This is a genomic window from Nocardiopsis quinghaiensis (genome assembly GCF_008638365.1).
GTDB lineage: Bacteria > Actinomycetota > Actinomycetes > Streptosporangiales > Streptosporangiaceae > Nocardiopsis > Nocardiopsis quinghaiensis.
Map to the genome: position 1 here is coordinate 57,642 of NZ_VWVU01000035.1, position 14,478 is coordinate 72,119.

The 14,478-nt window shown below is 70.0% G+C and carries 12 protein-coding genes and 1 pseudogene; 6 read left to right on the forward strand and 7 right to left on the reverse strand.

From position 1 onward, the window contains the following. Positions 1-56: 56 nt before the first annotated feature. From dnaE to FYX01_RS24780, 4 genes are all read right to left on the reverse strand, one after another. Entirely contained in the window at positions 57-3,617 is a 3,561-nt protein-coding gene (gene dnaE, locus FYX01_RS24765) for a DNA polymerase III subunit alpha (protein WP_150245871.1), read from the reverse strand. A 217-nt stretch (positions 3,618-3,834) separates the two neighbouring features. Next, positions 3,835-5,016 carry a globin domain-containing protein gene (locus FYX01_RS24770; RefSeq protein WP_150245874.1) on the reverse strand — a complete coding sequence of 394 codons (1,182 nt, stop codon included), beginning with the start codon at positions 5,014-5,016 and terminating at the stop codon, positions 3,835-3,837. A gap of 151 nt (positions 5,017-5,167) precedes the next feature. Beyond that, complete coding sequence (locus FYX01_RS24775; protein ID WP_150245877.1) at positions 5,168-5,602, reverse strand: RrF2 family transcriptional regulator; 435 nt, start codon at positions 5,600-5,602, stop codon at positions 5,168-5,170. A gap of 67 nt (positions 5,603-5,669) precedes the next feature. Then, positions 5,670-7,298: an MFS transporter gene (locus tag FYX01_RS24780; protein WP_190394475.1), complete on the reverse strand. Its 1,629-nt coding sequence runs from the start codon at positions 7,296-7,298 to the stop codon at positions 5,670-5,672. Positions 7,299-7,677: 379 nt separating this feature from the next. Here FYX01_RS24780 and panB point away from each other — a divergent pair, with 379 nt between their 5' ends. The 5 genes from panB (at position 7,678) to FYX01_RS24805 (ending at position 12,275) form a co-directional block, all read left to right on the forward strand. Continuing rightward, a complete protein-coding gene (panB, locus tag FYX01_RS24785; RefSeq protein WP_150245884.1) occupies positions 7,678-8,535 on the forward strand; it encodes a 3-methyl-2-oxobutanoate hydroxymethyltransferase in 858 nt (285 codons plus the stop codon). Between the two features lie 192 nt (positions 8,536-8,727). Then, positions 8,728-9,768, forward strand: a complete 1,041-nt coding sequence (locus tag FYX01_RS24790) for an LLM class F420-dependent oxidoreductase (protein WP_150245887.1) — start codon at positions 8,728-8,730, stop codon at positions 9,766-9,768. A 644-nt stretch (positions 9,769-10,412) separates the two neighbouring features. Continuing rightward, a complete protein-coding gene (locus FYX01_RS24795; RefSeq protein ID WP_150245890.1) occupies positions 10,413-10,973 on the forward strand; it encodes a hypothetical protein in 561 nt (186 codons plus the stop codon). Positions 10,974-11,017: 44 nt separating this feature from the next. Next, positions 11,018-11,635 carry a hypothetical protein gene (locus tag FYX01_RS24800; RefSeq protein ID WP_190394476.1) on the forward strand — a complete coding sequence of 206 codons (618 nt, stop codon included), beginning with the start codon at positions 11,018-11,020 and terminating at the stop codon, positions 11,633-11,635. A 37-nt stretch (positions 11,636-11,672) separates the two neighbouring features. Beyond that, positions 11,673-12,275, forward strand: a complete 603-nt coding sequence (locus tag FYX01_RS24805; protein WP_150245893.1) for a hypothetical protein — start codon at positions 11,673-11,675, stop codon at positions 12,273-12,275. Positions 12,276-12,356: 81 nt separating this feature from the next. Here FYX01_RS24805 and npdG read toward each other — a convergent pair whose 3' ends face one another. Beyond that, a complete protein-coding gene (gene npdG, locus FYX01_RS24810; RefSeq protein WP_150245896.1) occupies positions 12,357-13,049 on the reverse strand; it encodes an NADPH-dependent F420 reductase in 693 nt (230 codons plus the stop codon). A gap of 113 nt (positions 13,050-13,162) precedes the next feature. Next, complete coding sequence (locus FYX01_RS24815) at positions 13,163-13,345, reverse strand: hypothetical protein (RefSeq protein WP_150245920.1); 183 nt, start codon at positions 13,343-13,345, stop codon at positions 13,163-13,165. A gap of 159 nt (positions 13,346-13,504) precedes the next feature. Between FYX01_RS24815 and map the strand changes: the two genes are divergently transcribed. Further along, entirely contained in the window at positions 13,505-14,356 is an 852-nt protein-coding gene (gene map, locus FYX01_RS24820; protein ID WP_150245899.1) for a type I methionyl aminopeptidase, read from the forward strand. Between the two features lie 18 nt (positions 14,357-14,374). On the opposite strand, the pseudogene FYX01_RS27375 reads toward map, so the two are convergent. Further along, positions 14,375-14,478 (reverse strand): annotated as a pseudogene (locus tag FYX01_RS27375) (IS982 family transposase); the annotation flags it as partial.

Below are 14,478 nucleotides of genomic sequence, written 5' to 3' on the forward strand. Positions count from 1 at the left end.
TCCCCGGGCGCCCTTCGCGGGGCATCCGGGGACCGGAGAGCGGGGAGCGGGACAGGTCAGTAGTCGACCGCGTAGGCCCCCAGCAGGCTCTTCACCTCACCGTTGAACTCCGGGGAGATCCGCACCGAGTAGCGGTCCACGGCGTAGATCCTGGACCGGACCGGGTTGTCCACCCGGATCCGTACCGGGGTCTCCCCCTTGTGCGTGGACAGCACCTGGCGCAGGTCGCCGATCAGCTCGGGGGTCAGCCGCTTCTCGTCCACGGTCAGCAGCACCGGCGGCTCGCCCTCGGTGATGTGCGAGATGTCCAGGATCGACATCTCGGAGGCGAACATCGACCAGGTGCCGTCCCGGTCGTTCAACCGGCCCTTGACGGTGACCGCGGTGTCCTCCAGCAGGGCCTCCACGTACAGCGGATAGGTCTTGGGGAAGAACAGGACCTCCATGCTGGCGTCCAGGTCCTCCACCGTGGCGATCGCCCACTGGTTGCCCGCCTTGTTGGTGCGCTTGTCCACCTTGGAGATCAGTCCGGCGATGCGCACCTCACCGCGTTCGCGGCTGAGTTCACCTGCGACGACCTGCGCGATGGAGGTGTCGCGCGAGCGTGCCAGCACGCGTTCGGCACCGGCCAGCGGGTGGCTGGACACGTACAGGCCCAGCATCTCCCGTTCGAAGGACAGCTTGGTCTTGCGGTCCCACTCCTCGTCGCCCCAGTTGATGTTGAGTCCGATCGGGGCGGAGTCGGCCTCGTCCCCGCCGCCGAACAGGTCGAACTGGCCGTTCGCCTCCTGCTTCTTGGAGCTGATCATGCCCTCGACCGCCGTCTCGTGGTGACGGTACAGCTCGCGGCGCGGCTGGCCGAGGGAGTCGAACGCGCCCGCCTTGACCAGCGACTCGATGACGCGCTTGTTGCAGGCCGCCAGCTCGATCTTGGACAGGAAGTCGGTGAAGGAGGTGTACCTGCCCTTCTCCGTGCGGGTCCTGATGACCGAGTTGACCACGTTGGCGCCGACGTTGCGGACGGCGCCCATGCCGAAGCGGATGTCCTGGCCGACCGGGGTGAAGCGCAGACCCGAGTCGTTGACGTCCGGGGGCAGCACCTTGATGCCCTGGGTGCGGCACTCGGCCAGGTAGACCGCCATCTTGTCCTTGTCGTCGCTGACCGAGGTCAGCAGCGCGGCCATGTAGGCGGCGGGGTGGTTGGCCTTGAGGTAGGCGGTCCAGTAGGAGACCAGCGCGTACCCGGCGGCGTGCGACTTGTTGAACGCGTACCCGGCGAAGGGGAGCATGACGTCCCACAGGGCCTGGACCGCCTCCTTGGAGAAGTCGCGCTCCATGGCGCCGGGGAAGAACTTGGCCTCCTCCTCCTCCAGCGCCTCCTTCTTCTTCTTGCCCATCGCGCGACGCATCAGGTCCGCGCCGCCCAGCGTGTACCCGGCCAACTGCTGGGCGATGGCCATGATCTGCTCCTGGTAGACGAGCAGGTGGAAGGTCTCCCCCAGGATCGGGTCCAGAGCCTCCTTGAGCTCCGGGTGGATCGGGGTGACCTCCTGGCGCCCGTTCGAGCGGTCCGCGTAGTCGTTGTGCGCGTTGGCGGCCATCGGACCGGGCCGGTACAGCGACAGCACGGCCGCGATGTCACCGAACTTCTTGGGTTCCATCCGCTTGAGCAGGTTGCGCATGGCGCCGCCGTCCAGCTGGAACACGCCCAGGGTGTCGCCGCGTGAGAGCAGCTGGTAGGTCTTCTTGTCGTCCAGGGAGAGCTTCCCCAGATCGATGTCGATTCCTTCCGACTCCTTGATGCTCTTGACCGCGTCGTCCATGATCGTCAGGTTGCGCAGGCCCAGGAAGTCCATCTTGAGCAGACCCATGTCCTCGCACTGAGGGTAGGGAAAGCCGGTGATGATGGCGCCGTCGGTGTCGCGCTTGTGCAGCGGGATGACGTCGAGCAGGGGTTCCTTGGACAGGATCACGCCCGCGGCGTGCACGCCGGTGCCGCGGGTCAGGCCCTCGATACCGCGCGCGGTCTCCATGACCTTGTCGACCTGGGGGTCCTGCTCGGCGAGGTTGCGCAGCTCCGTGGTCTCGCCGTAGCGCTCGTGCTCGGGGTTGGACACCGCTTCGAGGGGGATCTCCTTGCCGCCCACCGCCGCGGGGAAGGCCTTGGTGATCTGGTCCCCCACCGAGTAGGGCATGCCGAGGATGCGGGCGGAGTCCTTGACGGCGGCCTTGGCCTTGATGGTGCCGAAGGTGAGGATCTGCGCGACGCGCTCGTCGCCGTAGAGCCTGGTGACGTACTCGATCATCTCCCCGCGCCGACGCTCGTCGAAGTCCAGGTCGACATCGGGCATGGTCACGCGCTCGGGATTGAGGAACCGCTCGAACAGCAGCCCGTGATCCAGCGGGTCCAGGTCGGTGATGCCCAGGACGTAGGCGACCATCGATCCGGCCGCCGAGCCGCGGCCCGGCCCCAGGGCGATGCCCGCCTTGCGCGCGTACTGGCAGATGTCGGCGACCACCAGGAAGTAGGCGGGGAAGCCCATCTTGTTGATGATGTCCAGCTCGAACTCGACCCGGCTGCGGACCTCGGCGCTGGTCCCGTCGGGGTAGCGCGTCGGGAGCAGCCGCTCGATCTCCTTGGCCAGCCAGGAGGCCTGGGTCTCCCCCTCCGGCACCGGGAAGACGGGCATCAGGTCGCGGTGCGCGAACACCGCGTCGTAGGCCCCCGGATCGATGCGCTCGGCGACGAGCAGGGTGTTCCTGCAGCCCAGCTCCCACTCGTCGAAGTTGAGGAGGCCGCGCATCTCGTCCGCGCTCTTGAGGTAGTAGCCCGAGCCGTTGAACCGGAACCGGGTGGGGTCGTCCAGGTTCTTGCCCACGCCCACCGCCAGCAGGGCGTCGTGCGCGGAGGCCTGGCTCTCGTAGACGTAGTGGGAGTCGTTGGTGACCAGCGGCGGGATGTTCAGTTCGCGGCCGACCCTGAGCAGGCCGTCGCGGACCTCCTTCTCGATGGGTACGCCGTGGTCCATCAGCTCCAGGAAGACGTTGTCCCTGCCGAAGATGTCCTGGAGCTTGGACGCGTACCCGATGGCCTCCTTCTCCTGCCCCAGCCGCAGCCGCGTCTGCACGCCGCCCGAGGGGCAGCCGGTGCTGACGATGACGCCCTCGCTGTGCTCGGCCATCAGGTCCAGGTCCATGCGGGGCTTCATGTAGTAGCCCTCCATGGACGCCAGGGACGACATCCTGAAGAGGTTGCGCAGCCCGGTCTCGTTCTGCGCCAGCATCGTCATGTGCAGGTAGCGCCCGCCGCCGGAGATGTCCTTGCCGCCCTCGGCCGACGCGTCGTCGGACCCGCTGGCCCGCCCCCAGAAGACCCGCTTCTTGTGGAACCGTGCCTCGGGCGCGACATACGCCTCGATACCGATGATCGGCTTGACTCCCGAGCCCTTGGACTGCTGGTAGAACTCGTACGCCCCGAACATGTTGCCGTGGTCGGTCATGGCGACCGCGGGCATGCCCAGCCTCGACGCTTCCTTGAACAGGGGCTTGAGCTTCGCGGCCCCGTCGAGCATCGAGTACTCGGTGTGGACGTGCAGATGGGCGAAGGAGTCGGCCATGGCTAGGGTGCCCCCAGGAGGGTCGATGGACGTGTGGTAACTCCTGAGCCTACGACTTTCCCGACCGTCCCGCTGACGCCTGTGGACGACTGGTCGGCGCCCCGTGACCGGGCACGGACGGCCACCGGAACGGTCGCTCCGGCGCCCGGACCTCGCGGACCCGTTCCACGGCGCGGGGCGCGCCCGGAGGGAGGACGCGCCCGCACGGCACGCCGGATCAGTCGACGCCCAGCCACAGGTCGGGGCCGAACACCTCGTAGTGGACGAGGCGGGCGGGCACACCGGCCCTGAGCAGTTGGGAGCGCACGTCGCGCATGAAGGGCAGCGGCCCGCACAGATAGGCCTCGGCGCCCTCGGGGACCTCCACCCCGCCCAGGTCCATCCGCCCCCGGCCGTCGTCGCCGCCGGCCTCGTACCAGACCCGCGAGGTCGCGTTGGGAAGCGCCCCGACCAGGTCACGGACCTCGTCCCGGTGGGCGTGGTCCCCCGGGCCGCGGTCGGCGTGCAGCACGAGGACCTCGCGCTCGCTTCCCCGCTCGACGAGCCGGTCGAGCATGGCGACCATCGGTGTGCAGCCGATCCCGGCCGAGGCCATCACGAGGGGGTGGTCGCCCTCGGACAGGGTCACGTCACCCGCCGGGACGGACACCACGACGGTGTCGCCGGTGACGGCGGTGTCGTACAGCAGGGTGGAGACCTCGCCCGCGGGGGTGGCCCCGGCGCGCAGGCGCTTGACGGTGATGCGGCGGCGCCTGCCCTCCCCTCCGGTCAGGGAGTACTGGCGGGCCTGGCGTACGCCGTCGGGCATGCGCACACGGACGCTGACGTACTGGCCGGGGACGAAGGCGGGGACGGGCTCGTCGTCCTCGGGTTCGAGGGTCAGGGAGACGGTGTCGGGGGTCTGCTCACGGCGTTCGGCGACGCGCCAGGGACGCCACACCTCCTGTCCCGTGCGTCCGTGGCCGGCGTACAGGCGGGCCTCCATCGCGATGAGGGCTCCTGCCATGAGCCAGTACACCTCGTCCCAGGCCCCGACGACCTCGGGGGTGGCCGCGTCGCCGAGGGTGTCGGCGATGGCGGCGAAGAGGTACTTGTGCACGATCACGTACTGGTCCTCGGTGATCCCGAGGGAGACGTGCTTGTGGGCGATACGGGCGAGGAGGGCGTCGGGACGCTCGTCCGGGCGTTCGAGGAGCATGGTGGCGAAGGCCGCGATCGACCCGGCCAGGGCCTCGCGCTGTTCACCGGAGGCCTGGTTGCCCCGGTTGAACATGCCGTCGAGAAGTTCGGGGCGGTCTCCGAGCATCGTGTCGTAGAACCGGGCGGTGATGGGGTCCAGTGCCTCGGACACGACGGGGAGGGTGGCCCGGATCGTGGCGGCGGACTCGGTCGAGAGCATGCGTCCTCCTTGGTGGGGAAAGCTGTCCCGGGACAGATAATTGGTATCTGAAATGCATATTAAAGCCGCCTCGGAACCGCCCCATGGGGGGTACCGCCTTCGCCGGACGCCTCTCCGTGAGATGTTCTCGCAGGTCCGCCCGAGTGCGCCGCTACTCGGGGCGCAACAGGGCGAGGGTGCTACGGGCGGGTGGTGTGACCAAGGACTCCACCGTGACGGTGTCGAGTGAGGCGTAGAACGCCTCGCGCGCCTCCCTCAGGGCGCTCCGCAGCCGACAGGCGGCACGCAGCGGGCAGGGCGGATCGTCCTCGCACCCGGCGAGGTCCCCGTCGCCCTCCAGCTCGCGCACGATCGAACCGACCGACGTCCGCGTCCCCTTCTCCGTCAGGCGCAGACCGCCGTTGCGGCCGCGCCGGGCCTCCACCAGTCCCATGTCGGACAGCCGGGCCACGGCCTTGGCCATGTGCGTGTACGGCACGGAGAGCATTCCGGCGGCGGTCCTGGTGGTGAGGAGTTCGCCCTCCCCCGAGACCGCGAGCCGCATGACCAGCCGCAGGGAGACATCGGTGAAAGCGGTCAGACGCATGTACCCAACCTAGGCGACCGGCTCCGGTGGCCTCCCCCCGTCGCAGGCGCCCGGTCCGCGGGACGCGTCACCGCGTGGAGCCGGCGGAGGATCCCGCCCCTCCGGAGTCCCCCGAGCCCGCCGGACCGTGTCCGCCGGGCCCGTCCGCGGGCCGGTGGTCCCCGATCTCGCGCGGCATCCAGATGAGGACCACGACCAGTCCGACCAGCCCGAAGCACAGGGACACGGCCGCCGCCGTGTGCAGCCCGGACAGGAACGCCTCCTTGGCGGGGGCCACCAGCGCCCGGCCCTCATCCCCCATGCGGCGGGCGAGGGCCATGGTCGCCTCGATCGACTCGCCGGCCGGGCGCAGCTCCTCCGGGCCCGGGTTCCCGGCACCCTCCCTCTCGGCCGCCCTCTCCAGGGCCGGGGTGATATCGGCCCGGTACCGGAAGGAGATGACCGCGCCCAGGACCGCGACGCCCATCGCCGTCCCCAGCTGGCGGACCGTGTTCTGCACGGCGGAGGCGGAACCGGCCTTGCCCGGCGGCACCGAGGACATGATCGCGTTGGTGGCGGGGGTCAGGACCACCGCCATCGCACCGGCCTGGAGGAAGAAGAACCCGATGATGAGCGGGAGCGGCGTGTCCACCTCCAGCCGGGTGAAGAAGGCGAAGCACGAGCACACGCCCAGCACGCCGACGGCGGCGACCACGCGCGGTCCCGCCCAGCGCACGAGCGTCGGGCTCAGCGGCGCCATGATCATCTGCCCCAGCGCGGCGGGCAGCACCAGCAGCCCCGCCACGAACGGGGAGAACTCCCGGACGCTCTGCCAGTAGAAGCTCAGGAAGAAGATGATCCCGGCCATGCTGAAGAACAGCACCATGACGATGGCGATGGAGACGCTGAACCTCGGGTCGCGGAAGAAGCGCACGTCCAGGGAGGGGTCGGGCGTGCGCGACTCGTGCGCCAGGAAGAGCGCGAGCACCGCCACACCGCCGACCAGGGCGCCGAGCACGTCCCAGTCCGTGAGGGAGGCCCTCTCGCCCGCGGTGATGATGCCGTAGATGAGCAGCACCAGGCCCGGGACGGACAGCAGCACGCCCAGTACGTCCGGCCTTCCCGGGTCCTCGTCCCGCGAGTCCGGGACCAGGACGAACATCAGCGCCAGGCCCAGCACCACGAACGGCACGTTGATGAGGAAGATCGAGCCCCACCAGAAGTTCTCCAGCAGCAGGCCGCCCGCCCACGGACCGATGGCCATCGCCATCCCGACCGAGCCCGCCCAGATCCCGATGGCGCGTGCGCGCTGTTCGGCCGGGAACACGTTCGTGATGATCGACAGGGTCTGCGGCATCACCATCGAGGCGCCCAGCCCCATCACCGCGCGGGCCAGGATGAGCTGTTCGGGGCTCTGTGAGTAGGCCGACAGCGCCGAGGCCGCGCCGAACACCGCCAGCCCCGTCATGAGCAGGCGGCGGCGGCCCCACCGGTCGCCGAGCACGCCGAAGGTGAACAGCAGCCCGGCGAAGACCAGTGTGTAGGAGTTGATCGCCCAGGCCAGCTGCGACTGGCTGGCGCCCAGGCCCTGCGCCGGGTCGGAGAGCACCCGCAGCGCCACGTTGAGGATCGTGTTGTCGGCGACGATCACCAGCAGGCAGATGACCAGCACCGCGAGCCCGCCCCACCTGCGCCGATAAGCCGTCTGCGCGTCCACGAACCACCTCCGTCGCCGGGGCACACGATCGGGCGGGGCCGCGCCCGCGGACGGCGCCGCCCGGTGCGGCCGGTGGCGCGTGACGGTGTGGCGGCCTCCCCCCGCTGGCCCTTGTGCCTCCAGGGCTACCCGGAAACATCCGGGTGCGCAATCCGGTTGCATCCCGAAGGAAGTGGTACGGGCGGGGGCATGCGATGATACTCGCGTGCGACGGCCGGTCCTTCGCCATCCGGCGCCGGGCTCCGTCCCCGCACACGTCCGGTCCCCCGCGGACCGCCCGCGGCCCCGGCCGCCCAGCGCGCGAGCGCGACACCATCATTCGTCCACACGTCCGGAGACACCCCCTGAGGTGCTTCGAGACAACGGAGGAACGCACATCATGAACACCCCAGGCAAGCCCGCCGCCCCGAACGGCAACGCCCTCTACGGCGGGGTCACCAACCGGCGTGTCACCGTCCGCGACCTGGCCGCGGCCAAGGAGCGCGGCGAGCGCTGGCCGATGCTGACCGCCTACGACGCGCTCACCGCCCGGGTCTTCGACGAGGCCGGTATCCCGGTCCTGCTGGTCGGCGACTCGGCGGCCAACGTCGTCTACGGCTACGACACCACCCTTCCGGTCACGGTGGACGAACTGGTTCCGCTGACCGCGGCCGTGTCCCGGTCCACCCAGCGTGCGCTGGTCGTCGCCGACCTGCCGTTCGGCTCCTACCAGGCCTCGCCCCAGCAGGCGCTGGAGTCGGCCTCCCACTTCATGAAGGAGGGCCGGGCCCAGGCGGTGAAGCTGGAGGGCGGCCACGCGGTGGCTCCCCAGGTGGAGCTGCTGGTGTCGGCGGGCGTACCGGTGATGGCGCATCTCGGCCTGACCCCGCAGTCGGTGAACACCCTGGGCGGCTACCGGGTGCAGGGGCGCGGCGAGGCCGCGGCCGGGCTGCTCAAGGACGCCAAGGAGATGGAGCACGCGGGCGCTTTCGCGGTGGTGCTGGAGTGCGTGCCCGCCGAGTTGGCCGCGCAGGTGAGCGAGCAGCTGTCCATCCCGACCGTGGGCATCGGCGCCGGCCCGTCCACGGACGCCCAGGTGCTGGTGTGGCAGGACATGGCGGGGTTGAGCCCGCGCGTGGCCAAGTTCGTCAAGACCTACGCCAACCTGAACGAGACTCTGCGCGAGGCGGCCTCGGCCTACGCCGACGAGGTCGTCAACGGGGCGTTCCCGCAGGAGCGCCACTCCTACACCGGCTGACGAACGGAACGGCCCCCGTCTGAGGGCGGGGACCGCGCGGACCGCCGGTCGGAGCGGGCTCCGACCGGCGGTTTCGTGTACGCGGACGCCACTCCGTGTGATCCGGGCAACGAACCGAACCGTACTCGGGAGTAGAGTCGCATCGTATCCAGCGCCTACGGGGCCGGGGGTCCGGCCCTCCCGGGAGGACAGATGCGCATCTCGATGCCGCTCCAGTACGCGGGTGAGCCCAAGGCCGCCGTCGACCAGGTGGTCGAACTGGAGAAGGCCGGCCTCGACACCGTGTGGGTCGCCGAGGCCTACGGGTTCGACAGCCCCACCCTGATGGGTTACCTCGCCGCGCGTACCGAGACCGTGGCGATCGGCTCGGCCATCCTGCCGCTGTACAGCCGCACCCCCTCCCTCATCGCGATGACCGCCGCCGGGCTGGACGACCTGTCCGACGGGCGCGCCATCCTCGGTCTGGGCGCCAGCGGCCCTCAGGTCATCGAGGGCTTCCACGGGGTGCCCTACGTCAAGCCGCTCGCGCGCACCCGGGAGACCATCGAGATCTGCCGCAAGATCTGGGCTCGGGAGGACCGCCTCACCCACGACGGCACCGTCTTCCAGCTGCCCCTGCCCCCGGAGCGGGGCACCGGCCTGGGCAAGCCGCTCAAGATCATCAACCACCCCGTGCGCCCCGACATCCCGGTCTACGTGGCGTCGCTGGGCGTCAAGAACGTGGCGATGACCGCCGAGATCGCCGACGGCTGGCTGCCGCACCTGTTCATCCCGGAGAAGGCCGACATGGTGTGGGGTGAGGCGCTGGCCGAGGGCAGGGCCGAACGGGACCCCTCCCTGGGCGAGCTGGAGATCTCGGCGGGCGGGCTGCTCGCCATCGGCGAGGGCGAGGACACCAAGAGGCTGCTCGACTTCGTGCGGCCGATGATCGCCCTGTACGTCGGCGGCATGGGTGCCAAGGGCAAGAACTTCTACAACACGGTCGCCCGCCGCTACGGCTACGAGGAGGCGGCCGAGAAGATCCAGGACCTGTACCTGGACGGCAAGAAGGACGAGGCCGCGGCGGCCGTACCCGAGGAGTTCGTGGAGCTGACCAACATGGTCGGCCCCGAGTCCTACGTGCGCGAGCGGGTGGAGGCCTTCCGCGACGCGGGGGTCACCCAGCTCAACGTGGTCCCCGTGGGCGAGGACCCGGCCGCGCTGATCGGGAAGGTGAAGGACTGGGTGTCCTGAGCCGCGCGCCGAAGGGGCCGGCGGCTCCGCGTCCCCGCGCGGAGCCGCCTCACGACTCCGGGATCCCGCTTCCGAACACAGAGTGAGCGATCACCACAGGAACACACACGAAGACTCGCGTTCCCAACCCGTGTTCGCACCCGCGTCGCGGGCCGCGCCTTCGGACGGTGGAACAGAGAACCACTTTCTACTGCCCTGCGACACTCCACCCCCGCCCGGAAGACGAAGTGTGTTTCCCACACGGATATCTTCCGGTTTGAGCACCCGGAGTCACATTCCCGGGGTCGCCAAAAGCACTCGAACACGGGTTCGTGACGCACGTCACCGGAGAAATCCGCCGGCCACCCGGCCCGGGTGAGCCCTTTCGGCCAGAACGGACACGGGCGCGGCACCGGAGGCGCGGAGGCCCGCAGGCCGGAGCACTCCCCTCCGCGCAAGCACCTCCGGCCGCGGTAAACAACCGATCACCGGACCAGTGGCGAAGGAAACCTTCCCCCACAGGCACGAGTCGGCAGAAAAAATTCTTTCCGCGACAAAGCCCCACCGCACGATGGCTCATATACGGACAGTAGCCAATAAGGACCTAAGAGTTCCGTTAACCTGCGTTAAGTCACGTCTCATCCCCGGACGAGCACGGAGAACGCATGACTTCACCACACGGACGGCCGAGGGCCGCCGCCCTGGCACTCGCGACCGCGGCCGCCGCGATGGCCTCGGTGGCCACGACGGCCGCCGCTCCCGCCCCGGCTCCGGCCGACACCCAGCGGCACTGCATCAGCGACACCGGCACCGGCCAGGAGCGCTGCTTCGCCTCCTTCGACGAGGCGATCGCCGCCGCGGAGAAGGAGACCGGACGGACCCTGGAGGAGCAGCAACGCGCCCTGGACGGGGGCGGCGCCTCCCTCAGGGCGGCCAGCGCGGACCTCATCATCGGCACGTACTTCGAGCACGAGAACTTCGGCGGGGCCACGTTCACCCTGTACGGCGACGACCTGTGCGGCGGAGGCGACGACACCGATTTCTGGTTCACCTTCCCCGCCGACTGGCAGAACCTGGTCTCCTCGGCCCAGCCCTGGGCCACCTGCGCCCTGTGGCTGCACTCCGGGCCGGACGGGACCGGCGACCGCGACGGCCCCTACCGCGAGAACACCAACTACGTCGGCGACTACATGAACGACCGCGCCGTCTCCACCACCCTGGGCTGAACGACCCCGTTTTTCCCCTGCCCCCGCTCGAAGGGAAAACCGACATGAAACGCACGTACGCCATGCTGTGCGCCGCCGCCGTCACCGTGGCGGGCACGATCGTGGTGTCCCCGACCGCCGCGTACGCCGACCACGAGGGCGCGCCCACGATCCGCGAACTGCTGGAACGGTGCGGTGTGGAGACCGACGTCTGTGAGTTCCACCCCGGCGGCGAGCCCGAACTCTTCGCCGCCCCGAGCCGCGTGGTGGGCTCGGAGGTGTTCAACTGCACCTCCGGCCGCCAGGACATGGCGGTGATCTGGTCCGACACCACCTCCCAGAGCAACAGCGTCGGCCTGACGCTGACCACCGAGGCCGGGTTCGGCGAGGTCTTCTCGGTGTCCTACGAGCAGTCGTTCGAGCACACCTGGACCACCTCGCACACCGAGACGCAGACCACCTACGTCAACACCGCTCCCGGCGAGGTGGGCTGGGTCGAGCGGCAGCCGCGGATGCAGCGCGTCCACGGCACCTACGAGCTGCACTTCCCCGACCGCGAGTGGGGCCACTACGTCTGGTACGCGCCCTTCACGGTGGAGGGACCCGTCCCCGGCTCCCCCGACGACGTCGTCACGCAGAACGTGCGCCCGATGACCGACGCCGAGCGGGCCGCGTGCCCGTGACCCCCCGACCCCCCGACCCCCCACGAAAGGCGGAGCGATGAGAACCCTCGCAGCGGGCACCGCGGCGGGCCTGGCGGCCGTCCTGGCGCTCACCCCCGCACCGGCCGCGGCCGACCACGAACAGAACCCGACGGTCCGGGAGCTGCTGGAGCGGTGCGGTGAGGGCACCGACGTGTGCGAGTTCCACCCGTCCGGCCAGCCGGAGTACTTCCAGAACGCCTCCGAGCCGGTCGGCTCACCGGTCTACAACTGCACCGACCACGAACAGCTGTCCATGGTGCAGTGGTCCGAGACCACGGGCGAGTCCAACAGCGTGAACCTGTCCATGACGGCGACGTTCGGCGCGATCTTCAAGCAGAGCTTCAGCGTCTCCTACGGCCACGAGTGGAGCTCGTCGCACACCCAGAGCCAGCGCACGCAGGTCGTCGCCCAGCCGGGCGAGGTGGCCCGCGTGTACTACGGGCCCCGGATGCAGCGCGTGCACGGCACCTACGAGCTGCACTTCCCCGACCGCGAGTGGGGCCACTACGTCTGGTACGCGCCCTTCACCGCCGAGGGGCCCGCCGAGAACCAGGGCAGCACCGTCACCCAGTCCACGAGGCCGATGACGGACGAGGAGCGCTCGGTCTACTGCGACTGACCGCGGCCTCCCGCACAGGCGGCGCCGGTCCCCGCGCGGGGACCGGCGCCGCACGCGTCTCCTGCGGGCGGGACCCTGCGGCTACAGGCCGGTGATCCGGATGCCCGCGTGGGTCTTGTAACGGCGGTTGACCGCGATGATGTTGGCGGTCAGGGCCTCGACCTGGTGGGCGTTGCGCAGGCGCCCGCCGAAGACGCCGCGCACCCCGGGGATGCGGTCGGCCAGGGCGCGCACCGCGTCGGTGGCCGCGCGGTCCTCGCCCAGCACCAGGACGTCGAGGTCCACCTCATCGACCTCCGGGTCCAGCAGGACCACCGCGGACACGTGGTGGAAGGCGGCCGTGACACGGCTGTCCGGCAGCACCTCGGCGGCCTGCTCGGCGGCGCTGCCCTCGGCGACGTCGAGCGCGAAGGGGCCCCGCTTGTCGAATCCGAGCGGGTTCACGCAGTCCACGACGATCTTGCCCGACAGCGGTTCGGCCAGGCCCTCCAGCAGTTCCCTGTGCCCCTCCCAGGGCACGGCGACGATGACGATGTCGCCCGCGGCGGCGGCACCGGCGTTGTCCAGGCCGCGCACGTCGATCGGGACGGACTCGCCCTCCACCAGGTCACCGGCGGCCCTCTCCGCGCGCTCGGCGCTGCGCGAGCCGAGGTGGACCGTGTGCCCGGCCAGGGCGAACCGGCGGGCCAGACCGCGCCCCTGGTCGCCGGTCCCGCCCAGGACGGCGACGGTCACTTCGGCGATGTCGCCCTTGGGTGTGCTCTGTTCAGTCATGTGTCGATCCTGTCAGAGGCACCGGCGCGGAGGAGGTACCGGTACGGCCCGTCCCCCGGCCTCCGCCCCGGTGGCCCGGCTTCCTCGGCGGCCGGGACACCGGGGAGCACCGGTCACAGTTCCTCCTCCTCGTCGGAGACGTCCCACGCCTCGTTGCGCTCGGCCGCGATGGTCAGCGCGCTGGCGGCCGTGGCCTCGTCGGGGTAGGGGCCCATGCGCACCTTGTTGGGGCAGCCCGGCCCGTGCTCCACCCGATTGTGCTTGAGGCAGTACCACCACTTGTCGTCCTGAGGCATGTCCTCGATCACCCTCACTCCCTTCCTTCGGGGCCCTGCCCGCGGTGGGAACGTGTTCTCCCGCCGTGCGACCTACCCAGGCCGCGTACTTCCTCACACTCTCCGGGGAGGGCTCCACGCAGGCCCGGTGGGCCCACCCACGAACTACAATCAGGGCTCATGACTACTCCGCTGGTTCCTGGGCGAATCTCGCCACAACGTTCGGTTCCCTCCCACATCGTCCGGCCGGAGTACGTCGGACGGAAGCATCCCGTGGAGGGCGTCCTCGGCGACGTGCAGACCCCCGAGACCATCGAACGGATGCGGGTGACCGGGCGGATCGCGGCGCAGGCCCTGCAGGAGGTCGGCAAGCACGTCGAGCCCGGGGTGACCACGGACGAACTGGACCGGATCGGCCACGAGTTCCTGCTGGACCACGGCGCCTATCCCAGCCCGCTGGGCTACAAGGGCTTCCCGAAGTCGCTGTGCTCCTCGCTCAACGAGGTGATCTGCCACGGCATCCCGGACGACACGGTGATCTCCGACGGCGACATCGTCAACATCGACATCACCGCCTACAAGGACGGTGTGCACGGCGACACCAACGCCACCTTCATGGCCGGGAACGTCACCGAGGAGCACCGCCTCCTGGTCGAGCGGACCCACGAGGCGACCATGCGCGCGATCAAGGCGTGCCGTCCGGGCCGCCAGATCAACGTGATCGGCCGGGTCATCGAGTCCTACGCCAAGCGCTTCGGCTACGGCGTGGTCCGCGACTTCACCGGCCACGGTGTGGGCCTGGAGTTCCACTCGGGCCTGGCGGTGCCGCACTACGACGACCCGCGCACGGACACCGTCATGAAGACGGGCATGACCTTCACGATCGAGCCGATGATCACGCTCGGCGCCGTGGAGTACGACATGTGGGACGACGGCTGGACCGCCGTGACGGCCGACCGCAGGTGGACCGCCCAGTTCGAGCACACCCTGGTCATCACCGAGTCCGGCGCGGAGATCCTCACCCTGCCCTAGATGAGTGATTCCAAGGGGTCAGTGGTCGTAGGCCGTCAAAGAGCGTAGGACCGGCTGGCCGGTGCGATCGTTGTGCCAGATCGCGGCGGTCAGCGCCAGGATCCGCTGGAGCACCCGCGTGA